The 21,914-nt window shown below is 68.9% G+C and carries 23 protein-coding genes; 9 read left to right on the plus strand and 14 right to left on the minus strand.

Going from position 1 to position 21,914, the window contains the following annotated elements; genetic code table 11:
• Positions 1–25: 25 nt before the first annotated feature.
• The 3 genes from ybeY to miaB all read right to left on the minus strand — a co-directional run bounded on the left by ybeY (position 26) and on the right by miaB (position 2,966).
• The gene (ybeY, locus tag ACSX1C_RS19045) at positions 26–499 is read right to left on the minus strand and encodes an rRNA maturation RNase YbeY (protein ID WP_439887422.1); all 474 of its coding nucleotides are present in this window, start codon (positions 497–499) and stop codon (positions 26–28) included.
• A complete protein-coding gene (locus tag ACSX1C_RS19050; protein ID WP_439887423.1) occupies positions 492–1,493 on the minus strand; it encodes a PhoH family protein in 1,002 nt (333 codons plus the stop codon). The genes ybeY and ACSX1C_RS19050 overlap by 8 nt, the downstream gene beginning before the upstream one ends.
• Positions 1,494–1,622: 129 nt before the next feature.
• Positions 1,623–2,966: a tRNA (N6-isopentenyl adenosine(37)-C2)-methylthiotransferase MiaB gene (gene miaB / locus ACSX1C_RS19055; RefSeq protein WP_318643621.1), complete on the minus strand. Its 1,344-nt coding sequence runs from the start codon at positions 2,964–2,966 to the stop codon at positions 1,623–1,625.
• A 130-nt stretch (positions 2,967–3,096) separates the two neighbouring features.
• Between miaB and ACSX1C_RS19060 the strand changes: the two genes are divergently transcribed.
• On the plus strand, positions 3,097–3,420 hold the full coding sequence (locus ACSX1C_RS19060; protein ID WP_213641408.1) for a DUF1820 family protein: 324 nt from the start codon (positions 3,097–3,099) through the stop codon (positions 3,418–3,420).
• Positions 3,421–3,515: 95 nt separating this feature from the next.
• Here the strand turns inward: ACSX1C_RS19060 and ACSX1C_RS19065 are convergent, their stop codons facing one another.
• From ACSX1C_RS19065 to ACSX1C_RS19085, 5 genes are all read right to left on the minus strand, one after another.
• Entirely contained in the window at positions 3,516–4,064 is a 549-nt protein-coding gene (locus tag ACSX1C_RS19065; protein ID WP_439887424.1) for a tetratricopeptide repeat protein, read from the minus strand.
• A gap of 92 nt (positions 4,065–4,156) precedes the next feature.
• Entirely contained in the window at positions 4,157–4,774 is a 618-nt protein-coding gene (locus tag ACSX1C_RS19070; protein ID WP_439887425.1) for a DUF6962 family protein, read from the minus strand.
• On the minus strand, positions 4,774–6,063 hold the full coding sequence (gene hemL / locus ACSX1C_RS19075) for a glutamate-1-semialdehyde 2,1-aminomutase (protein WP_439887426.1): 1,290 nt from the start codon (positions 6,061–6,063) through the stop codon (positions 4,774–4,776). The genes ACSX1C_RS19070 and hemL overlap by 1 nt, the downstream gene beginning before the upstream one ends.
• Positions 6,064–6,114: 51 nt before the next feature.
• Positions 6,115–6,747: a thiamine phosphate synthase gene (gene thiE / locus ACSX1C_RS19080; RefSeq protein WP_439887427.1), complete on the minus strand. Its 633-nt coding sequence runs from the start codon at positions 6,745–6,747 to the stop codon at positions 6,115–6,117.
• Between the two features lie 13 nt (positions 6,748–6,760).
• Positions 6,761–7,555 carry a hydroxymethylpyrimidine/phosphomethylpyrimidine kinase gene (locus ACSX1C_RS19085; RefSeq protein ID WP_439887428.1) on the minus strand — a complete coding sequence of 265 codons (795 nt, stop codon included), beginning with the start codon at positions 7,553–7,555 and terminating at the stop codon, positions 6,761–6,763.
• A gap of 215 nt (positions 7,556–7,770) precedes the next feature.
• Between ACSX1C_RS19085 and ACSX1C_RS19090 the strand changes: the two genes are divergently transcribed.
• The 6 genes from ACSX1C_RS19090 (at position 7,771) to amn (ending at position 14,920) form a co-directional block, all read left to right on the plus strand.
• A complete protein-coding gene (locus tag ACSX1C_RS19090) occupies positions 7,771–10,176 on the plus strand; it encodes a 7TM diverse intracellular signaling domain-containing protein (RefSeq protein WP_439887429.1) in 2,406 nt (801 codons plus the stop codon).
• 89 nt (positions 10,177–10,265) lie between these two features.
• Positions 10,266–10,907 carry a TetR/AcrR family transcriptional regulator gene (locus ACSX1C_RS19095; protein ID WP_439887430.1) on the plus strand — a complete coding sequence of 214 codons (642 nt, stop codon included), beginning with the start codon at positions 10,266–10,268 and terminating at the stop codon, positions 10,905–10,907.
• Entirely contained in the window at positions 10,904–12,553 is a 1,650-nt protein-coding gene (locus tag ACSX1C_RS19100; protein WP_439887431.1) for an acyl-CoA dehydrogenase family protein, read from the plus strand. The genes ACSX1C_RS19095 and ACSX1C_RS19100 overlap by 4 nt, the downstream gene beginning before the upstream one ends.
• Before the next feature lie 4 nt (positions 12,554–12,557).
• Entirely contained in the window at positions 12,558–13,049 is a 492-nt protein-coding gene (locus ACSX1C_RS19105) for a PaaI family thioesterase (protein ID WP_439887432.1), read from the plus strand.
• Entirely contained in the window at positions 13,046–13,375 is a 330-nt protein-coding gene (locus tag ACSX1C_RS19110; protein WP_439887433.1) for a DUF3703 domain-containing protein, read from the plus strand. The genes ACSX1C_RS19105 and ACSX1C_RS19110 overlap by 4 nt, the downstream gene beginning before the upstream one ends.
• Before the next feature lie 72 nt (positions 13,376–13,447).
• Positions 13,448–14,920, plus strand: coding sequence for an AMP nucleosidase (gene amn / locus ACSX1C_RS19115; RefSeq protein ID WP_439887434.1), 1,473 nt, complete (start codon positions 13,448–13,450; stop codon positions 14,918–14,920).
• Between the two features lie 13 nt (positions 14,921–14,933).
• Here amn and ACSX1C_RS19120 read toward each other — a convergent pair whose 3' ends face one another.
• On the minus strand, positions 14,934–15,374 hold the full coding sequence (locus ACSX1C_RS19120; RefSeq protein WP_439887435.1) for a GNAT family N-acetyltransferase: 441 nt from the start codon (positions 15,372–15,374) through the stop codon (positions 14,934–14,936).
• Between the two features lie 301 nt (positions 15,375–15,675).
• Here ACSX1C_RS19120 and ACSX1C_RS19125 point away from each other — a divergent pair, with 301 nt between their 5' ends.
• Positions 15,676–16,245 carry a pseudouridine synthase gene (locus tag ACSX1C_RS19125; protein WP_439889443.1) on the plus strand — a complete coding sequence of 190 codons (570 nt, stop codon included), beginning with the start codon at positions 15,676–15,678 and terminating at the stop codon, positions 16,243–16,245.
• Here the strand turns inward: ACSX1C_RS19125 and ACSX1C_RS19130 are convergent, their stop codons facing one another.
• The 5 genes from ACSX1C_RS19130 to ACSX1C_RS19150 all read right to left on the minus strand — a co-directional run bounded on the left by ACSX1C_RS19130 (position 16,246) and on the right by ACSX1C_RS19150 (position 19,186).
• Positions 16,246–16,638 (minus strand): globin, encoded by a 393-nt coding sequence (locus ACSX1C_RS19130; protein ID WP_439887436.1) that lies wholly within the window; start codon positions 16,636–16,638, stop codon positions 16,246–16,248.
• Positions 16,639–16,711: 73 nt separating this feature from the next.
• Positions 16,712–16,927 carry a DUF2788 domain-containing protein gene (locus ACSX1C_RS19135; RefSeq protein ID WP_318643598.1) on the minus strand — a complete coding sequence of 72 codons (216 nt, stop codon included), beginning with the start codon at positions 16,925–16,927 and terminating at the stop codon, positions 16,712–16,714.
• 89 nt (positions 16,928–17,016) lie between these two features.
• Positions 17,017–17,496, minus strand: coding sequence for an Lrp/AsnC family transcriptional regulator (locus tag ACSX1C_RS19140; protein ID WP_318643597.1), 480 nt, complete (start codon positions 17,494–17,496; stop codon positions 17,017–17,019).
• A 340-nt stretch (positions 17,497–17,836) separates the two neighbouring features.
• Positions 17,837–18,691: a cation diffusion facilitator family transporter gene (locus tag ACSX1C_RS19145; RefSeq protein WP_439889444.1), complete on the minus strand. Its 855-nt coding sequence runs from the start codon at positions 18,689–18,691 to the stop codon at positions 17,837–17,839.
• 78 nt (positions 18,692–18,769) lie between these two features.
• Entirely contained in the window at positions 18,770–19,186 is a 417-nt protein-coding gene (locus tag ACSX1C_RS19150) for a polyribonucleotide nucleotidyltransferase (RefSeq protein ID WP_369958693.1), read from the minus strand.
• A gap of 140 nt (positions 19,187–19,326) precedes the next feature.
• On the opposite strand from ACSX1C_RS19150, the gene hrpB reads away from it, so the two are divergent.
• Positions 19,327–21,891, plus strand: a complete 2,565-nt coding sequence (hrpB, locus tag ACSX1C_RS19155) for an ATP-dependent helicase HrpB (protein WP_439887437.1) — start codon at positions 19,327–19,329, stop codon at positions 21,889–21,891.
• The last annotated feature ends 23 nt before the right edge of the window (positions 21,892–21,914 follow it).

Raw genomic sequence — 21,914 nt, forward strand, 5'->3', positions numbered from 1 at the left:
ATTCGGAATCCTTGCTCGTGGGCAATCAGTCGTCGCCGGCGTAGGGGTCGGGATGCCCCAGCTCGGCGAGCAGTGTACGTTCCAGGGCTTCCATTTCCTCGGCCTCGGCGTCCTCGATGTGGTCGTAGCCGAGCAGGTGCAGGCAGCCGTGAATCACCAGGTGGGCCCAGTGGGCCTCCAGGCTCTTGTCCTGTTCGCGGGCCTCGCGCTCGACCACCGGGGCGCAGATCACCAGGTCGCCGAGCAGGGGGATGTCGAGCAGCGGCTCGCCGTCCGGCCCGTCGGGCACCTCGGCGGGAAAGGACAGCACGTTGGTGGCGTAGTCCTTGTGCCGGTAGGTGCGATTGAGCTCGCGGCCCTCGGCCTCGTCCACCAGGCGGATGGTCAGCTCGGAGTCGGCCGTGCGCTGGCGCAGGGCCAGTTCGCACCAGGCGCGAAACTGCGCCTCGCCGGGCAGCCGGTCGGCCCGGCTGGCGACCTGCAGGTCCAGTTCAACCATCGCGGCCGTCCTGCTCGTCGTCGAGTTTGCCGTGCAGGCGGTTGTCGTGCCGTTCGTAGGCCTCGACGATGCGCTGGACCAGGGGGTGGCGCACCACGTCCTTGGGCTTGAAGTGGGTGAAGCTGATGCCGGGCACCTCGTGCAGCACGTCGATCACATGGGTCAGGCCGGAGCGGGTGCCGCGCGGCAGGTCGACCTGGGTGATGTCGCCGGTGATCACCGCGGTGGAGCCGAAACCGATGCGGGTGAGGAACATCTTCATCTGTTCCATCGTGGTGTTCTGGCTCTCGTCGAGGATGATGAAGCTGTTGTTCAGGGTGCGCCCGCGCATATAGGCCAGCGGCGCGATCTCGATCACCTGGCGCTCGATCAGCTTGGCCACCTGTTCGAAGCCGAGCATCTCGTACAGGGCGTCGTACAGCGGGCGCAGGTAGGGGTCGATCTTCTGCGCCAGGTCGCCGGGCAGGAAGCCGAGCTTCTCGCCGGCCTCCACCGCCGGGCGCACCAGCAGGATGCGCCGCACCTGCTCGCGCTCCAGGGCGTCCACCGCGCAGGCCACGGCCAGGTAGGTCTTGCCGGTGCCGGCCGGGCCGATGCCGAAGTTGATGTCGTTGTCGAGGATGGCCTTGACGTAGCGCTGCTGGTTGGCACCGCGCGGGCGGATGCTGCCCTTGCGGGTGCGCAGGGTGACGCCGACTTCGCTCTTGTCGCCGACCGACTCCATGGCCGATTCCTGCAGGAACAGGTGCACCAGGTCGGGGGACAGTTCGCTGCTCTTGGTCTCGCGGTACAGGCGCTGCAGCAGCTGTTCGGCGGCGGCGGTCTGCTCGGCGGGGCCGACCAGTTCGAACTGGTTGCCGCGATTGCGGATCTCGATCGCCAGGCGCTGTTCGATCAGGCGCAGGTGCTCGTCGAATTGTCCGCAGAGGTTGGCGAAGCGGCGAGCCTCGAAGGGTTCGAGGATGAAACGAAGGGGTTCTATGGGTGCGTTCAAGGTCGTAGATGGCCGCCAGTCGGCAGGGGTAGTGAGGCGAAGAATAGCGCTAGCCGTCGAAGGGGGAAAGCTCGGCGGGCTGCGGCTTTAGCCGCAGGCGGGGCGGACCTCGGTCCGCCCCGCTGCCGGTCAGTCCGCCGCCGGCTCGCTCAGCAGGCTGCCGCGCAGCGAATGGGGCAGGGCGTCGTCGATGTGCACGTCGACGAACTGGCCGATCAGGCGCGGGTTGCCTGAACGGAAGTTGACGATGCGGTTGTGCTCGGTGCGGCCCTGGAGCATGCCCGGGTCCTTCTTCGAGTAGTCGCTGACCAGGATGCGCTGGACGCTGCCGACCATTCGTCGGCTGTTCTCGAAGCCCTGCTGGTTGATGCGGTTCTGCAGGATCTGCAGGCGTTGCTTCTTCAGCTCCTCCGGGGTGTCGTCGGCCAGGTCCGCCGCCGGGGTTCCCGGGCGGGCGCTGTAGACGAAGGAGAAGGAGAAGTCGAAGCCGACCTCCTCGATCAGCTTCATGGTCTGTTCGAAGTCCTTCTCGGTCTCGCCGGGGAAGCCGATGATGAAGTCCGAGCTGATCAGGATGTCCGGCACCGCCGCCTTCAGCTTGCGGATGCGCGACTTGTACTCCAGCGCGGTGTGGTTGCGCTTCATCGCCGCGAGGATGCGGTCGGAGCCGGACTGCACCGGCAGGTGCAGGTATTTCACCAGCTCGGGAATCTCGGCGTGGGCCTGGATCAGGGCGTCGGAGAACTCCAGCGGGTGGCTGGTGGTGTAACGGATGCGGTCGATGCCGTCGATGGCCGCCACGGCATGGAGCAGCTCGGCGAAGTCGGCGATCTGCCCGCCCGGGGTCTCGCCGCGGTAGCCGTTGACGTTCTGTCCGAGCAGGGTCACCTCGCGCACGCCGTTCTCGGCCAGGTGGACGATCTCGCCCAGCACGTCGGCCAGCGGGCGGCTGACCTCCTCGCCGCGGGTGTAGGGCACCACGCAGAAGGTGCAGTACTTGCTGCAGCCTTCCATCACCGAGACGAAGGCGCTGGGCCCGTCGACCCGCGGCTCGGGCAGGCGGTCGAACTTCTCGATCTCGGGGAAGGAGATATCCACCTGGGGCTGCTTGGTGGTGCGTGCGGCGTCGATCATTTCCGGCAGGCGGTGCAGGGTCTGGGGGCCGAACACCACGTCGACGTAGGGCGCGCGGTCGCGGATCGCCGCGCCTTCCTGGCTGGCCACGCAGCCGCCGACGCCGATCACTAGCTGGGGATTGGCCTGCTTCAGTTCGCGCCAGCGGCCGAGCTGGGAGAACACCTTGTCCTGGGCCTTCTCGCGGATCGAACAGGTGTTGAGCAGGATGACGTCGGCGTCTTCCGCGCGCTCGGTGACTTCCAGGGCTTGATGCTCGCCCAGCAGGTCGACCATGCGCGAGCTGTCGTACTCGTTCATCTGGCAACCGTGGGTTTCGATATAAAGCTTCTTGGTCATGCGGGCTCAACGGGCTGTTCGAAGGACCGCGCATTATAGTGCCCGGGCGCCTGGCTTCCTAGCCTTGCCTGCCCGGTGGCTGTGCTATGATCTGCGCCCCCCATTTTTCCTTCAGTCCGAACTGCCAGCCATGAGCAAGCGCGAGCCTATCTACAAGATCATTTTCCTCAACCAGGGTCAGGTCTACGAGATGTATGCCAAGCAGATCTTCCAGAGCGATCTGTGGGGCTTTCTCGAGGTGGAAGAGTTCGTCTTCGGTGAGCGTACCCAGGTGGTGGTCGACCCCAGCGAGGAGAAGCTCAAGGCCCAGTTCGATGGCGTGGTGCGCAGCTTCGTGCCGATGCACGCGATCATCCGCATCGACGAGGTGGAGCGCCTGGGCACGCCGAAGATCAGCGAGGCCAAGGGCGGCGGCAATATCATGCCCTTTCCCATGCCGATGCCGGATAAGTAGTTCCATGTAAGGTGGATGTTGCGGTTCGCATCCACCGCTCTGCGATCTGCCGATCGGAGCCGCCCGCTGGAAGCGGCCCGCGATGTCTTCCGTCCCTACGGCAGCGGGGCGAAGGGCGACGGGCTTTCCGCCGTCTGCAGTTCCAGCAGGTAGTTGCGGAAGATCTGCCCCAGTACCTGGCTGGCGATCTCCAGTTCTTCGCGCTGCATCTGCTCGGATACCAGGTCGGCGCTGTCCATGGCCTCGTCCGAACCGTTCACCGCCGCCATCTTCAGCACGATGTAGGCCTGTACGTTGTTCGCCGGCACTCCTTCGCCGCGGAAGAACATCATGCCCAGGCGGTGCTGGGCCTGGGCATGCCCCTGCAGCGAGGCCAGCTCGAACCAGTTCAAGGCCTGTGCCAGGTCGCGTGGCGCCCGTTGGCCGTCGTAATAGAACTCGCCCAGCTCGTACTCGGCCTGGGCGTCGCCGCCCTGCGCCGCTTGCTGGCAGGCGGCCAGGGCATCGGCTAGCTCGGTGGGGGCCGCGTTCAGCGAGCAGCTGCCGGTTGCGGGGATCAGCAGCGAGTTGCCGCCGGCATCGGCGAGCAGCGGCAAAAGAAGCAACAGGCAGCCCAGGGTCAGGGTGCGGCCGGTGCGGTTCATGGAAATCCGTTTACCTCAGGGTGCGGGGCGGGCCTGGGGCCCGGCCGACGAAACGCGTCGGCCGTCACATTATGAAATAAGCCATGGCGATCTTACAAAGTCTTTACCGGCTTTTCTGGGCACTTGGCGCTGCCGGGCAGTGCCAGGAGCAACCAGGCCGCCAGGCCATAGGCCGGCGCCAGCAGCAGCTGCAGCAATTCGAGCCGGCGCAGCGGTTCGGCCGCGAGACCGGCCAGCAGGAACAGGCCGGCGGCCCCGGACGCGATCAGCGGCGGTTGGCGCCGCGGCCACTGCACGGCGCCGGCATAGAGCATCAGCAGCGGGGTCGCCAGGCTGAGCAGCAGGCGATAATCGTCGAGCAGGTTCATCTGCCGGAACAGCTCGAAGAAGGCGCACAGGCCCAGCAGCCCACGGCCCCAGTTGGGCCTGCTCCAGCTCCAGCCGCGGCCCAGGGCCAGGGCGGCGGCGCCGAGCAGCGGCAGGCCGAGGAACGTGCTGGCCTGGCTCAGCCACAGCTGGGCGGCCTGCCCGTCCGGGCCTGGGCCGGCGGGCAGGGTCCCGACAGCGGCCGCAGCAGCCGGCAGGGCAAAACCCAGCAGGGCGCAGAACAGCGTCGGTTGATCGCCTTCGCCATAGCGCCTGCGGGCCCTGCCGATGACGATGGCGCACGCCAGGCAGGCCAGCGCCAACAAGGCTTCGCCGTAGTGCATCAGGCCTTCTTCAGTTGTTCGAAGGCACGCTCGGCGGCGTCCAGGGTGATCGCCAGCTCGGTCTCACCGTGGGCGATGGAGGTGAAGCCGGCCTCGAAGGCGCTCGGCGCCAGGTAGACGCCGCCCTCCAGCATCAGGTGGAAGAAGCGCTTGAAGCGTGCCGCATCGCTGGCCATCACGTCGTCGAAGGTGACGATGGCCTCGCCTTCGCTGAAATACAGGCCGAACATGCCGCCGGCCTGGGTGGTGACGAAGGGGATGCCGGCGGCCTCGGCGCGCTCGCTCAGGCCGGCCAGCATGCGGCGGGTGTAGTCGGCCAGCTCGGCGTGGAAGCCGGGGCGGCCGATCAGCTTCAGGGTGGTCAGGCCGGCGGCCATCGCCAGCGGGTTGCCGGACAGGGTGCCGGCCTGGTAGACCGGGCCGAGCGGGGCGATGCACTGCATGATGGCACGCTTGCCGCCGAAGCAGCCGACCGGCATGCCGCCGCCGATGATCTTGCCGAAGGTGGACAGGTCCGGGGTCACGCCGTAGTGGGCCTGGGCGCCGCCGAGGGCGACGCGAAAGCCGGTCATTACCTCATCGAAGATCAGCACCACGCCATGCTGGTCGCACTGCTCGCGCAGGCCTTCGAGGAAGCCCGGTGCCGGCGGCACGCAGTTCATGTTGCCGGCCACCGGCTCGACGATGATGCACGCCACCTCCTGACCGACCTCGGCGAGCATGCGCTCGACCGCCGGCAGATCGTTGAACGGCAGGGTCAGGGTGTGCCGGGCGAAGGCCGCCGGCACCCCGGCCGAGCTCGGCACGCCCTGGGTCAGGGCGCCGGAGCCGGCCTTGACCAGCAGGCTGTCGGAGTGACCGTGGTAGCAGCCCTCGAACTTGATGATGCTGTCGCGGCCGGTGAAACCGCGGGCCAAACGGATGGCGCTCATGGTCGCCTCGGTGCCGGAGCTGACCATGCGCACCATCTCCATGGACGGCACCAGCGAGCACACCAGTTCGGCCATCTCGGTTTCCATGGCGGTCGGCGCACCATAGGACAGGCCGTGTTCCAGCTGCCGGCGCACGGCGTCGAGCACGTCCGGGTGGCTGTGGCCGAGGATCATCGGCCCCCAGGAGCCGACGTAGTCGACATAGCGCTTGTCGTCCTCGTCGGTGACGTAGGCGCCTTCGGCGTGCTTGAAGAACAGCGGGGTGCCGCCGACGCTCTTGAAGGCGCGCACCGGGGAATTGACGCCGCCGGGGATGTGCTTCTGGGCATTGTTGAACAGGATTTCGGAACGGGACATGGGGCCTCTCAATATGCGTAGCGGGGCGAGTCGGCTCGCCCGGGAAAGCGGTCAGTCTTGGGCGAACAGGGCACCGAAGGCGCGGGCGCGGCGCTCGACCTCGGCGGCCGAGTCGGCGGCGAACAGGGCGTGGACCACCGCGAGCATGTCGGCGCCGTGAGCGATCAGTGGCGCGGCGTTTTCCAGGGTCACGCCGCCGATGGCGACCACCGGCAGCTGCAGATGGCTCTTGGCCTGGTCCAGCAGCTCGACCGTGGCGCCCGGCGCGCCAGGCTTGGTATGGGACTCGAAGAAGCGGCCGAAGGCGACGTAGCTGGCGCCTTCCTTGGCCGCCTGCTGGGCCAGGCCGAAGCGGGCGTGGCAGGTGCCGCCGATGATCGCCTGGGGGCCGAGCAGGGCGCGGGCGGCGGCCAAGGAGCCGTCGCTCTGGCCCAGGTGTACGCCGACGCCCAGGCGTGCGGCCAGCTCGGCATCGTCGTTGATGATCAGCGCCGCACCGTAGCGCTCGCACAGCTTGAGCAGGGCCTCGGCCTCACGCTGGTGAAGGGCGTCGTCGCTCGACTTGTCGCGATACTGCAGCAGGCGGGCGCCGCCGTTCAGCGCCGCCTCGACATAGGGCAGTAGCTTGCCGCCGGCCAGCAGCTGGCTGTCGGTGATGGCATAGAGACCGCGTAGGGTGGTCATGGCTCGCTCTCCTTCAACAGGCGTCCAGTGGCAGGCGACGGGGGATATGCTGGCCGTGGCCGGGCTGTTCGGCGTCGCGCAGGGTGCGCCAGGTGTAGTCCAGGGCCGAGCGCACGGCGCTGACCAACTCTTCGCCCAGGGCCAGGCGTCCGGCCAGGGCGCTGGCCAGGGTGCAGCCGGAGCCGTGGTAGCTGCCGGGCAGGCGCTGGCAGGTGAAGCTGTGGCGGCTGCCGTCGCGGCCGTACAGGCGATTGTGCACCTCATGCTCGTCGCCGTGGCCGCCGGTGATCAGCAGGTGGCGGACATAGGGCAGCAGCCTCTCGGCGCACTGGTCGGCGCTGCCGTCGGGCAGTTCGGCGAGGATGCGCGCTTCCGGCAGGTTGGGCGTGGCGATGGTCGCCAGCGGCAGCAAACGCTCGCGCATGGCGTAGCCGACCTCGTCCTTGCCCAGGGCGCCGCCGCCGCCGGCGCGCAGCACGGGGTCGCAGACCAGGGGTACGTCGGGCAGTTGCTGGCGCAGCTGGACGACGGTGTCGACCATCTCCACCGAGCCGAGCATGCCCAGCTTGATTGCGGCCACCGGCAGGTCGGCGAGCACCGCCCGGGCTTGGGCCAGGACCCAGTCGCGGTCGAGCACGCGGAAGTCGGCCACATCGACCGTGTCTTGTACGGTCAGCGCGGTGACGGTCGGGGCGGCATGGCAGCCCTGCGCGAGCAGGGCTTCGATGTCGGCTTGCAGGCCGGCGCCGCCACTGGGGTCGTGGCCGGACAGGCAGAGCACTACGGGGCGAGAGCAGGGTGTTTTCATGGTGCGCGAGCTTAGCATTATTCGGCCGGCTTGGGCCGTGGCAGGGCGCCGCAAGCGAGCGGGCCGACCCCGCCAGAGAACCGTCGTGCCGACCCGGGCATGGCGCGTAGGTGCTGTGCTAAAGTGAGGCGCACTAGAACAATCGTGCCATGCGAGGCGGCACCACAGCGGGGTGGGCTCTCCGGCGGATTTCGACACAGCCTTTATGGGGCCCCATGCGCTACATCCTGACCCTCCTGCTCGTGCTTTGGCCGTTGTTTTCCGGTGCCGTGGAGTTCGACGAGCACACCCGCGCACTGCCGCTCGGCCAGGCCGTGTATGTTTTCGAGGACGTGCGCGGCGATGCGACCATCGCGGAAGTCAGCTCGGCGGCGCTGCAGGGCAGTTTCCGCCGCCACGACAAGGCGGTGCTCAATGCCGGCTATTCGCGCTCGGTATTCTGGCTGCGGCTGGATCTGGAGTACCGCCCGCAGCAGGCGCAGGGCGCGCACAATTGGCTGCTGGAGTTGGCCTACCCGCCGCTGGACCATCTGGAACTCTATCTGGACGACGGCCAGGGCGGTTATCGCCTGACCCAGAGGACCGGCGACGCCTTGCCGTTCGCCAGCCGGCAGATCAAGCAGAACAACTACCTGTTCGAGCTCCAGTTGCAGCCGGATCAGCCGCGGCGCCTCTATCTGCGGCTGCAGAGCCAGGGCTCGATCCAGGCGCCGCTGACCCTCTGGTCGCCGACCGCCTACATGGAGGAGCAGCCGGGACGCATCTATGTGCTCGGCATCATCTACGGCGTGCTGCTGGTGATGTTGGTCTACAACCTGTTCATCTATCTCAGCGTTCGCGACACCAGCTACCTCTACTACATCCTCTATATCGCCTCGTTCGGCCTCTACCAGGTCTCGGTGAACGGCGCCGGCATCGAGTATTTCTGGCCCAACAGCCCCTGGTGGGCGAATGCCGCGACCCCCTTCCTGATCGGTGCGGCGGCGTTGTTCGGCTGCCAGTTCGCCCGCAGTTTCCTGCACACCGGCGAGCACAGCCCCTGGGTCGACCGCTGCCTGCTGCTGACGATGGCGGCCGGCGGCGTGGTGATGGTTCTGGCGCTGACCGCCAGCTATGCCCTGGCCCTGCGCCTGGCCACCTACCTGGCGCTGCTGTTCACCGTGCTGATCTTCGCCGCCGGGCTCATAGCCTGGCTGCGCGGCCTGCGCGTGGCACGTTATTTCATCATCGCCTGGACGGCCTTCCTGGCCGGCGGGGTGATCAATACCCTGATGGTGCTCGGTTACCTGCCCAACGTCTTCCTGACCATGTACGCCAGCCAGATCGGCTCGGCCCTGGAGGTCGGCCTGCTGTCCCTGGCCCTGGCCGACCGGATCAACGCGATGAAGGAGGAGCGCACACGCATCCTCCAGGAAAGCGGACGCAACCTGGAGGCCCTCAACCAGGAGCTGGCCAACAGCAACCGGCTCAAGGACGAGTTCCTCGCCACCGTCACCCATGAGCTGCGAACCCCGATGAACGGGGTGATCGGCTCCCTGGAGCTGATGCAGACGCTGAAGATGGACGTCGAACTGGCCCAGTACCAGAAGACCGCGGCCGGCTCGGCACGCGACATGATGCGCATGGTCAACGACATCCTCGCCCTGACCGAACTGCAGGCCGGCAAGCTCTACCCGCGCTGCGAGCCGTTCAGCCTGCGCGGGCTGTTCGACGGGCTGCTGACTCAGTACGCGCCGCAGGCCGAGGACAAGGGCCTGCGCTTCGTCCTGGAGCTGGACGAGAGCCTGCCCGATACCCTGGAGGGGGATGCCGGCAAGCTGGCGCAGAGTCTCGGCTACCTGCTGGACAACGCGATCAAGTTCACCGCCCGGGGCGCGGTCACCCTGCGGGTCGCGCGTGGTGGCGGCCAGGACGAGGGCCTGCCGCTCTGCATCGAGGTGTGCGACACCGGCGTGGGTTTCAACGCTCAGCAGGGCACGGCGCTGTATCAACACTTCCGCCAGGTGGACGGCTCCATGACCCGCGCCCACGGCGGTCTGGGCATCGGCCTGGCGATCAGCCGCCAGCTGGTCGAGCTGCTCGGCGGCAGCCTGCAGCACGAATCGCAGCCCGGCCAGGGCAGTCGCTTCCGGCTCGGCCTGAGCCTGGCCCTGCCGGCGCAGAGCGCCGCTCGTCCCGCGCCGGTGCGGCGGGTCAACACCCAGGCCCTGCGCCACCCCGCGCAATGCACCGTATTGGTGGTCGAGGACAACGCCATCAACCAGTTGGTGACCCGCGGCATGTTGCTCAAGCTCGGCTACCAGGTGCGCACCGCCGATAACGGCGCCGAGGCGCTCGAGCTATTGCGCCGAGAGGCAGTCGACGCGGTCCTGCTGGATTGCCAGATGCCGGTGATGGACGGTTTCGCCACCTGTCGGGCCTTGCGCACCTTCCCCGGCTGCGCCGAGCTGCCGGTGCTGGCGATCACCGCCCACAGTCACAGCGGCGACCGCGAGCGCTGCCTGGCGGCCGGGATGAACGACTACCTGGCCAAGCCGGTGAAGTTCGAGGAGTTGCGCGTGTTGCTGCACGAGTGGGTCCTGAGCCGTGCGCTGGAAGCCGAGTGTCCGCCGCCGTCCTGACGCTTTTGCCGGCCGATCTGCCGTAAATCCCGCTTTTTCCCCGACCTGAATCCTGATTCACTGAAACGAAGTGAATCGGGATTCAGGCCATGTCTCAGCACTCGGGCGCGCAGCGCCTCGATCGCGACCAGGAACTGCGCGAGCGCATTCTCGCCTGCGCCCTGGCGCGGGTCACGGAAGGGGGCTTCGCGGCCCTGACCATGCAGGCGCTGGCCGAGGATGTCGGCATCGCCACCGGCAGTCTGTACCGCCACTTCCGCAGCAAGGGCGAACTGGCGGCCGAGGTGTTCGCCGACGCCAGCCAGCGCGAGGTGGAGGCCCTGGCTGCGGTCCTGCGGGCCTCCGGTCGTCCGCGCGCGCGCCTGGCCGCCGGCCTGGGTCAGTTCGCCGCCCGGGCCTGGAACAGTCGACGGCTGGCCTTCGCCCTGATCGCCGAGCCGGTCGACCCCCAGGTCGACGAGCAGCGCCTGCTGTACCGCGAGGCCTATGCCGAGCTGTTCGTCGAGCTGCTGGAGGAGGGCGTCGCCGCGGGCGAGTTCCGGGTGCCGCACAGCGGCCTGGTCGCCGCCTGTCTGGTCGGTGCCATCGCCGAGTCCCTGGTCGGTCCCCTGTCTCCGCCTGCCCGCGCCGCCCGCGAGGCCGGATACCTCTCCCAGGATCTGAGCGACGTCAGCCAGAGCCTGATCACCTTCTGCCTGCGCGCCCTCGGCGCCGAGGAGCCCCAGCCATGAAGCCGAACCTGCTCGCCGAAACCCACGAGGTGTTCAACCAGGTGCCGCCGCTGGATGGCGCCAACCTCTACCGCCTCGACCTGCCGCTGCAGGAGTGGACGCGGCGCTACCAGGGCGACTGGGCCGAGGCGCGGATCGACGCCTACGGCGCCCTGGCCGGCGGCGAGCTGATGGCCGCCGGCTTCCTGGCCAACGAGAACAAGCCGGTGTTCAAGAGCCATGACCGCTACGGCCATCGTCTCGACCTGGTGGAGTTCCATCCGGCCTATCACCAGCTGATGGCCGCGGCCATCGAGCACGGCATCCCCTCCCTGCCCTGGACCGATCCGCGTCCCGGCGCCCAGGTGGCGCGCGCGGCTATGAGCTACCTGCACAGCCAGGCCGAGGCCGGCAGCGGCTGCCCGCTGACCATGACCTTCGCCAGCGTACCGGTGCTCAAACTGCAGCCGGACATCGCCGAACGGTGGCTGCCGAAGATCCTCGCCACCCAGTACGATCCGCGCAACGTGCCGATGGAGCAGAAGAGCGGCGCCACCATCGGCATGGCCATGACCGAGAAGCAGGGCGGCACCGACGTGCGCGCCAACACCACCCGCGCCTACCCGGTCGGCGCCACGGGCCCGGGGCAGGCCTACGAACTGGTCGGGCACAAGTGGTTCTGCTCGGCGCCGATGTGCGACGCCTTCCTCACCCTGGCCTACAGCGACAAGGGCCTGTCCTGCTTCCTGCTGCCGCGCCACCGCCCGGACGGCACGCGCAACGCGTTCTATATCCAGCGCCTGAAGAACAAGCTGGGCAACTGGTCGAACGCCTCCAGCGAGGTGGAGTACCGCGGCGCCCTGGCCTGGATGGTGGGCGAGGAGGGGCGCGGCGTGCCGACCATCATCGAGATGGTGGCGCTGACCCGCTTCGACTGCATGATCGGCTCCGGCGCCCTGATGCGTCAGGCCCTGACCCAGGCCGCGCACCACTGTGCCCATCGCCAGGTCGGCGGGCGGCTGCTGGCCGAGCAGCCTTTGATGCAGAACGTGCTGGCCGACCTGGCCCTGGAGAGCGAGGCGGCCCTGGCCCTGACGATGCGCATGGGCCGGGCCCTGGACCATCCCCAGGACGAGCAGGAGGGCAAGTTCGCCCGCCTGGTTACCGCGGTGGGCAAGTACTGGATCTGCAAGCGCGCGCCGGCGATGATCAACGAGGCCGCCGAATGCATGGGCGGCGCCGGCTACGTCGAGGACAGCATCCTGCCGCGGCTGTACCGCGAGGCGCCGGTCAACTCGACCTGGGAGGGTTCGGGCAACGTGCAGTGCCTGGACGTGCTGCGCGCCCTGGCCAAGGAGCCGGGCGTGCTCGATGCCTTGTTCGCCGAACTCGGCGACGGCCATGGCAACGCCCGGCTCAAGGCGCACATCCAGCGCCTGCAGGCGGACTTCGCCGACACCGCCGAGATCCAGTACCGCGCTCGCCAGCTGACCGAGGACGTAGCCCTGGCACTGCAGGCCAAGCTGCTGCTGGAGGCCGGCAATGCGACGGTGTCCGATGCCTTTATCGCCAGCCGCCTGGGCGCGGGCGGGCGGGTCTACGGCACCCTGCCGCGCGGCCTGGACATGGCTGCGCTGCTGGCGCGCAGTACGCCGCACTTGGTCTAGGGCCATGGAAGGCGAGGCCAGTATCTTCCAGCGCCTGCACGACTGGCTTGGCGGCGGCGCGGGTCGAGCCTATGGCATCTCGGCCTTGCAGGCCGAGGCCGGCTGGACGCGCTTTGCCGCACGACCGATGGCCGAGCACTTCAATCCCCTGGGGACGGTGCACGGTGGCTACACCGCCACCCTGTTCGACGCCGCGCTGGGTTTGGCCGTCTACTCGGCAGCCGAGCCGGACGTCGCCCATGTCACGGCCAGACTCGAGGTGACCTACCTGCGACCGATCGAGGCGCAGGTGCTGCCGCTGAGTGTCGAGGCCCGCCTGTTGCGGCGCGAGGGGCGGGCGGTGCTCGCCGATGCCACGCTGCGTGACTGCCATGGGCGGCCTTGTGCCCAGGCCAGTGCGCGCTTCGTGCAGCCAGGCAGCGCTCCGGGGGTTGACCAGGGGGCCACCCCGGGGTTGCAGGCTGGCGGCTCATCCAGTCTGGAGAACGCGCCATGACCCGCCAGCAAGCCTTCCTCGACGAGTACCGACTGGCCCGCCGGCAACGGGCGGCCGGGGATGTCCGTGGTGAACTGCGGCACCTGGAGCGCGCCCATATCCTCGCCCAGCCGGCCTTCGTCGATCATCTGCGCAGCCACCTGTGGCTGCTGGCCTGGGCCTGGCGTCGGCGCGACTGGGCCGAGCTCGTCGCGCAACTGCTGCGCCTGCCCGGCAGCCTGGGGTCGCTGTTCGGCCTCTATCCCCTGGGCAACCCCGGCACCCGGCGGGTCGGCGCCCTGACGTCGCAGCCGCTGCCGGCCGATCTCGCGCGCCTGCTGCGCTGAGCACGCCGCGCTATGCCAAGGCGCGTCGATGCGGGCAAGATAGGGGCCTGAGTTCAGCCAGGAAGCTTAGCCGTGAGCAGCAGTTCCGAAGACTTCGTCGTCGCGCATACCGCAGAGGAGGCGGTCGATCGTCTCGCCGCCCTGCACGAGCACGCCACCGGCGCCCTGAGCCGGGCGCTCAAGGGCTATCTCAAGGAACGCATCAAGCCGGACGCCGAGCAGCATCGACAGTTCCGCTACCCGGAGTTGCGCCTGACCTATCAGGGCCAGGGCGAGGTGCCGGCCACCGTGCGCGCCTACGCCAAGGTGCAGGTGCCCGGCACCTACAGCGTCACCGTGACCCACCCGGCGGCCTTCCGCAAATACCTGCTGGAGCAGCTGCGCCCGCTGATGCAGGACTTCACCGTGCGGGTGGAGGTGGGCACCAGCCTGCAGAACATCCCCTATCCCTATGTGGTCGAGCAGGGCGACGAGCTGGCCGGCACCGGGGTGACCGCCGCCGAGCTGGCACGGGTGTTCCCCAGCACCGACCTGTCGGCCGCCAGCGACGGCACCGCCGACGGCCTGTATGACTGGGAGAACATCGAGCCACTACCGCTGGCGCTGTTCGATGCCGCGCGCACCGATTTCTCCCTGCGCCGCCTGGTGCATTACACCGGCAGCGACTGGCGCCACGTGCAGCCGTGGATACTGCTGACCAACTACCACCGCTACGTCGACCAGTTCATCCGCCACGGCCTGGACATGCTGGTGGGCGAGTCGCGCTTCGTGCGCATGGTGCTGCCGGGCAACGTGGTGATCGAGCGCGGCATGGCCGAGGGCGAGATGCAGGCGATCATCGAGACGGTGGTCTGGCACCGCTACCAGATGCCGGCCTACCACCTGCAGGCGGCCGACGGCGACGGCATCACCCTGGTCAATATCGGCGTCGGCCCGTCCAACGCCAAGAACATCACCGACCATCTGGCGGTGCTGCGCCCGCACTGCTGGCTGATGATCGGCCACTGCGGCGGCCTGCGCCAGTCGCAGACCATCGGCGACTACGTGCTGGCCCATGCCTACATGCGCCGCGACGGCATCCTCGACCGGGTGCTGCCGCCGAACATTCCGCTGCCGGCCCTGGCCGAGGTGCAGCAGGCGCTGCAGGAGGCGGCCCGGCAGGTCACCGGCGAGCAGGGCGACGAGCTGAAGAAGCGCCTGCGCACCGGCACCGTGCTGACCTACGACGACCGCAACTGGGAGCTGCGCTGGGCCCAGGAGCGACCGCTGATCAACTTGTCGCGGGCGGTGGCGGTGGACATGGAAAGCGGCACGGTGGCGGCCCAGGGCTACCGCCTGCGGGTGCCCTACGGCACCCTGCTGTGCGTGTCGGACAAGCCGCTGCACAGCGAGCTCAAGTTGCCGGGGGCGGCCGGGGCCTTCTACGAGCGGGCGGTGACCCAGCACCTGCATATCGGTATCGCCGCGCTGGACCTGCTGCGCGGCCAGCTCAACTCGTTGCACTCGCGCAAGCTGCGCAGCTTCGACGAGCCGCCGTTCCGCTAGGGGCAGGCCGGCGTCAGCTCAGGCGCAGATGGAGTATCGGGAAGGGCCGCCCATCGCCATCCAGCGGTGAGCGGCGCTCGATCGCGAAGCCCTGGCTGAGATAGAAGCCCAGTGCCTTGGGGTTCTGCTCGTTGACATCCACCCGGGTCGCGCCCAGGCGTTCGATGGCGTCGCCGAGCAGGCGCCGGCCGATGCCTGTGCCGTGGACGAGCGGGTCGACGAACAGCATCTCCACCTTGCCATCGGCATAGCCGAGAAAGCCTGCCACCCTGGCGTCTCCGCCGCGTATGCAGCTGAGCCGTACCTGAGGGAAGTACTGATCGAGCAGGAGCGGCTTGAGCAGCTGGATATCCTGCTCGTCGAGGAAGTCATGAGTGGCGCGTACCGCTGCTTCCCAGACCTCGAGCAGGCGGGGCAGGTCGGCGGCGCCGGGAGACTCGACCGGGTAGTTCATGGCATGAATCATCTGTGGTCTTGGGTGAGCGGGGGATCAGGAGGTGAAGGCGGTGACGTCGCAGGACCAGGTGGCCGAGACCGCCGATGCCGGCCGCGTTGACCCGCTCGGTGGGTTTCACGTCCAACTCCGGCAACGGGCCGAACGCCGTGGAGCCGGCGCTTGGATCACTGCCGGTGATGATGGGGCAGGGTCGTCGGTTACACTGCGCCTCCCGTTCATCGCCTGTGGAAGCCCCATGTCGCGCCCGCCCCGTTCCGCCGTCCATCGCCGTCCGTCCGGCCAGCCTGCTGCGCGTCGCGTGGCCAAGGCGCCGCCGAGCGAGCCGCGGCTGATCCTGCTGAACAAGCCGTTCGACGTGTTGACCCAATTCCACGACGAGCAGGGCCGCGCCACCCTCAAGGACTTCGTCGCGGTCCCCGGGGTCTATCCGGCCGGGCGCCTGGACCGCGACAGCGAAGGCTTATTGCTGCTGACCAACGACGGCCGGCTGCAGGCGCGCATCGCCGACCCCAGGCACAAGCTGGCCAAGACCTACTGGGTGCAGGTGGAAGGCGAGCCGACGGCCGAGCAGCTGCAGGCCCTGCGCGACGGCGTTCAGCTCAACGATGGCCCGACCCTGCCGGCCGAGGCGCGGCGGCTGGACGAGCCGCAGCTGTGGCCGCGCAACCCGCCGGTGCGCTTTCGCAAGAGCGTGCCGACCGCCTGGCTGGAGTTGGTGATTCGCGAGGGGCGCAACCGCCAGGTGCGGCGCATGACCGCGGCGGTGGGCCTGCCGACCCTGCGCCTGGTGCGCGTGGCGATCGGCCCGTGGCGTCTGGAGGGGTTGGCGCCTGGGCAGTGGCGTGAGGTGCCGGCCCGGCTCGATTGATCAGTAGCCCGCCTTGATGATGGCGATGCCCTTGCCCAGCACCTCGCGCCAGGCTTGGCGGGTTTCGCCGCAGCACTGCCCATCATGCTCGCCGATGGTCAGCAGCAGGGCGTCCTGCCACAGCTCATAGAGCTCCGGACGGATATCCAGGCCCGCGCGTGAATGGCTGGCACCCAGTGCGCGCAGTTTGGTGTCGGGCATGCCACGGGCATGCATCACCAGGTTGAGGATGCCTTGGCGCAGCAACTGTTTCTGCCCGGTCATGTCGGTATTGGCGAACTTCTCGCGGATCTGCGGCGAGCTCGCGAGAAAGTGGCGGTAGAAACTGTCGAAAAAGTCCGGGCTTGCGCAGCAGCGTCCATAGCTCTGCATCACGCGGTCGGCGGCGTTCATAGAATCTCCTGAAAAACGCAAGATGCCGCGCTCGGGACCGAGGCGGCCTAGGGAGTGGGGGGCGGCGAGGCGCTCAGCCGATGCCGCGGGCGACTTCGATGATGTAGGTGATCACCGGTTTGGCGGCAAAGGCGAACAGGCACAGGCCGAGGGTGAGGAACAGAATGGCGGTGCCGAGCCGGCCCGCTTTGGATTTCTTCGCCAGGTCCCAGATGATGAAGGCCATGAAAATCATCAGACCGCTGACCAGCACATACATCATCAGCGATTCGAACTGTTCGGTTTCCATGGCGACCTCTGCGGACAATGGCGGTGAATACGCAACGGGCGGCGATTATACGCACCCGGCCCGCCAGGTACTAACCGAGCTGCAACGCCTCAGCTACGCAGGTGCTGCAGCGGCAACTGGGTGCTGGAAAGGATCTGCTGCAGGACGAAACTCGAGCGCACGCTGGACACCCCGTCGATGCGGGTCAGGGTGCCGAGGAGGAATTTCTGGTAGTGGTCCATGTCCGGTACCACCACCTTGAGCTGGTAGTCGGCGTCCATGCCGGTGACCAGGCAGCACTCCAGCACCTCCGGGCACTGGCGGATCGACTCCTGGAAGTGCTCGAAGCGCTCCGGGGTGTGCCGGTCCATGCCGATCAGCACGTAGGCGGTGAGGGTCAGGCCGAGCCGCTTGCGGTCCAGCAGGGCCACCTGGCCCTGGATATAGCCGTCGTCCTGCAGCTGCTTGACCCGGCGCGAGCAGGGCGAGGGCGACAGGCCGATGCGCTCGGCCAGGTCCTGGTTGGACAGGGTGGCGTCGCGCTGCAGTTCGGCGAGGATGTTCAGGTCGTAGCGGTCGAGTCTGTTCATGTTTTCGCGGCTTTTCTTTTTGGATTGCTTTAAATCATGCCTGGATAGTTAAAAATTGCGCAAGGCATGCTCTATTGAGCAATATTAGCAATCCTCTGTCGCGGCCGTTGCCTTAATCTTTACCTCAGTTTCACGGCCCGGACGACTCGTCCACCCGGCACGCCCAATCAGGTGCGCCGGCGCCGCCGGCCCTACCGGGCCGCCACGGCACCCGGGTCCGCACTGCCCAACCAGGCGGGCGACGAAAGCGGCGACATCATCGCCAGTACAGGACACCATTACAGAGGGGAGGCCGCGAGGCCTCCCCTTTTTCTTGCCTGTCGCCGGCATGCGCCGGCCGTCAGTGCTCGACCACCTCGGTCGGGTCGGCGTGCACCAGCACCTCGGCGCGGGGGAACTCGCGGCGGATGGCCGCCTCCACCCGCACGCACAGGGCGTGGGCCTGGGCCAGGCTGATCTCGCCGGGCAGCTCCAGGTGCAGCTGGACGAACCAGCGGGTGCCGGAGATGCGGGTGCGCAGGTCGTGGGCGCCGAGCACCCCCGGCACGCCGCAGGCCAGGGCGTGCATCTGCTCGCTGATCTCCGGCGACAGCTCCTGGTCCATCAGCACCGCCACCGCCTCGCGGACGATGCTGATGGCGCTCCACAGGATGTAGCCGGCGATGCCGATGGCGAACAGCGCATCGAACTGCGGCCAGCCGAGGCGGGCCAGGACCAGGGCCAGGAGGATGCTGCCGTTGAGCAGCAGGTCCGAGCGGTAGTGCAGGGAGTCGGCGTGGATCGCGGTGGAGCCGGTCTGGCGCACCACGTGGCGCTGGAACAGCAGCAGGACGAAGGTCAGCGCCAGCGACAGCAGCATCACCGCGATGCCCAGGGCCTCGGCCGTCAGCGGTCGCGGTTCGAGCAGGCGTTCGACGCCCTGCACCGCCACCAGCACCGAGCTGGCGGCGATGAACAACGCCTGGCCGAGGCCGGCCAGGGCCTCGGCCTTGCCGTGGCCGTAGCGGTGGTCCTCGTCCGCCGGGCGCAGGGCGTAATGCACGGCCAGCAGGTTGAGCAGCGAGGCGGCGCCGTCGAGCAGCGAGTCGGTGAGCCCGGCGAGCAGGCTGACCGAGCCGCTCAGCCACCAGGCGATGGCCTTGGCCAGGGCCAGGGTCAGCGCCGTGGCCAGCGCCGCGGCGGTGGCCAGGCGCATCAGGCGCGCCTGGTGCGCCGTCAGTTTCACGGCTCAGAGGCCCCGACGGGCTGGCGCTGCGCCGGGCGGCTGCGCATCTTAGGCCGCCGGGGCCAGGCCGAAGGCGGCCAGTTGCTCGACGCTGCCGCTGTGGCGGATCAGCCGTGGGTCGTCCAGCGGCAGGCTGTGGCCGGTGTGCTGCTCGATCAGCGCCTTGAGCTTGGCGTTGTCGATGCGACCTTCGGCGTCCACCGCCTGCTTGAGGGTGTCCGGGGCCATGGAGTACTGGCCGTTCGGCAGGTAGATGGCGCCGGTGGCGAAGTCGATGCCGAAGGCGATCAGCCCGGGGATGACGTAGAACAGGATGCCGATGGCGTCCATGGCCACCACCACCGGGTCGACCTTGCCTTCGATCTGGCCGCGGCGATCGGGGAAGAACAGGGTGCCGCAGGCGCTCAGTTGGGTGAACAGGGTGACGGCGAGAACGCCGCCGACAATGCGGGTGTGCAGGGGCATCGAGCATCTCCTTATGAGGGTGGCGCAACTATAGCAAGCCGCTTGTGGCAATACCGCTGCGACGCTTGCCGTTGCCGCTTGGACCCTGCGGGCAGGCGCGCGGTTCGCCGTTATAATCGCCGCCTTGACCCGGAGTGCCCATGACTGCCCTGCCTATCGACGCCCTGCTGGACGACCTGCGCCAGGCCCTCGCCGGCCGCCACGAGGCGGTGCTGGAGGCGCCGCCGGGCGCCGGCAAGACCACCCGCGTGCCGCTGGCCCTGCTGCACGAACCCTGGCTGGCCGGCCAGCGCATCCTCATGCTCGAGCCGCGTCGACTGGCGGCCCGCGCCGCCGCCGAGCGCCTGGCCAGCGAGCTGGGCGAGCGGGTCGGCGAGACCGTCGGCTACCGCATCCGCCTGGACAGCAAGGTCGGCCCCGGGACGCGCATCGAAGTGGTCACCGAGGGCATTCTCACCCGCCGCCTGCAGGAAGACCCGGCCCTGGAGGGCGTCGGCCTGGTGATTTTCGACGAATTCCACGAGCGCAGCCTCGACGCCGACCTGGCCCTGGCCCTGTGCCTCAACGGCCGCGCGCTATTTCGTGAAGCGGCGGGGCGCGGGACGGACAGCGGCGAGCCGCCGCTCAAATTGCTGCTGATGTCGGCGACCCTGGAGGGCGAGCGCCTGGCGGCGTTGCTCGACGAGGCGCCGGTGCTGCGCAGCGAGGGGCGCATGTACCCGGTGGACATCCGCTGGGGCCAGCCCTGGCAGGCCGGCGAGCGGATCGAGCAGAGGGTCACCCAGACCGTGTTGCAGGCGCTTGCCGACGAGCCGGGCAGCCTGCTGGTGTTCCTCCCCGGGCAGGCGGAGATTCGCCGGGTCAACCAGCAGCTGGCCGAGGCCCTGGAGGGGCGCGACGACATCCGCCTGTGCCCGCTGCACGGCGAGTTGGAACTGGGCGCCCAGCGCGCGGCCATCGAGCCGGCGCCGCCCGGCACGCGCAAGGTGGTGCTGGCCACCAATATCGCCGAGACCAGCCTGACCATCGACGGCGTGCGGGTGGTGGTGGATGCCGGCCTGGCGCGGGTGCCGCGCTTCGACCCGGGCAGCGGCATGACCCGCCTGGACACCCAGCGCATCTCCCGCGCCTCGGCCACCCAGCGCGCCGGCCGCGCCGGGCGCCTGCAGCCGGGCGTGTGCTACCGCCTGTGGTCCCAGGCCCAGCACGAGCAGCTGGCCAGCTACTCGGCGGCGGAAATCCTCCAGGCCGACCTGGCCGGCCCGGCCCTGCAACTGGCGCGCTGGGGCGTCGCTCCGGATGAGCTGGTCTGGCTCGATCCGCCGCCGCCGGCCGCCTACGCCCAGGCCCGGGATCTGCTGAGCCGCCTCGGTGCCCTGGACGGGCGCGGCGCGCTGACGGCTCACGGTCAGGCCATGGCCGAGCTGCCGAGTCACCCGCGCATCGCCCATCTGCTGCTGCGTGGCCAGGCCCTCGGCCTCGGTGCACTGGCCTGCGATCTCGCCGCCTTGCTCGGCGAGCGCGACATCCTGCGCGGCGGGGCGGGTGCCGACCTGCACAGCCGCCTGGCCCTGCTGGCGGGTGAGAGCAAGGCCGCGCGCGGCGCCCACCGGAGTGCCGGCCAAGGCGGGGTGCAGCGGGTGCGCCAGCTGGCCCGGCAGTTCCGTCATTACCTGCGCGGCCAGCCGAGCGAGGCGGTGGCCGACCCGGAACATCCGCGCTGGCTCGGCGCGCTGCTGGCCTTCGCCTATCCCGACCGCGTCGCCCGCCAGCGGCGCGACGGCGGGGGCGAGTACCGCCTGGCCAACGGCCGCGCCGCGCAGTTCGGCGAGCCGGATGCGCTGATGAAACACGAGTGGCTGGTGCTGGCCGACCTGGGCAGCCGCCAGGGCCAGCGCGAGGAACGCATCTACCTGGCCGCCGACCTCGAACCGGCGCTGTTCGATTCGGTCCTGGCCGAGCAGGTCGGTGAAATCGAGGTGCTGGATTGGGACGAGCGCGAAGGCGTGCTGCGCGCCGAGCGCCAGCGTCGGGTCGGCGAGCTGGTGCTCAGCCGCGAGCCCCTGAGCGATCTGGACGAGGCCCAGCGCAGCCGCGCCCTGCTCGGGCTGGTGCGGCGCAAGGGGCTGGCGCTGCTGCCCTGGACTCCGGAGCTGCGCCAGTGGCAGGCGCGGGTGCGGCTGTTGCGTGAGCTCGACCTGGCCGCCAAGGGCCAGAGCGACTGGCCGGACCTGTCCGACGCGGCGCTGCTGGCCAGCCTGGAAGACTGGCTGCAGCCATTCTTAAGCAAGGTCACTCGCCTCAGTCACTTCGCCAATCTGGAGCTGGCCGGCATCCTCCACGGCCTGCTGCCCTGGCCGCTGCCGCAACGCCTCGACGAGCTGGCGCCGCGCGCCCTGCAGGTGCCGTCCGGCTCGCGCATCGCCATCGACTACGGCGAGCGGCCACCGGTGCTGGCGGTGCGCCTGCAGGAGTTGTTCGGCCTGGCCGAGACACCGCGCCTGGCCGGCGGCCGCCAGCCGGTCAAGCTGCACCTGTTGTCGCCGGCGCGGCGGCCGGTGCAGGTGACCCAGGACTTGGCCAGCTTCTGGGCCAACACCTATGCCGAGGTGAAGAAGGACCTCAAGGGCCGCTACCCCAAGCACTACTGGCCGGACGACCCGCTGATCGCCGAGCCGACGGCCAGAGCGAAACCGCGGAAGTAAGCCTTTGTGCCGGCTATCGCTGG

The sequence above is a fragment of the Pseudomonas sp. MBLB4123 genome (assembly GCF_051904775.1).
In the GTDB taxonomy this organism is placed as follows: Bacteria; Pseudomonadota; Gammaproteobacteria; order Pseudomonadales; family Pseudomonadaceae; genus Aquipseudomonas; species Aquipseudomonas benzenivorans_B.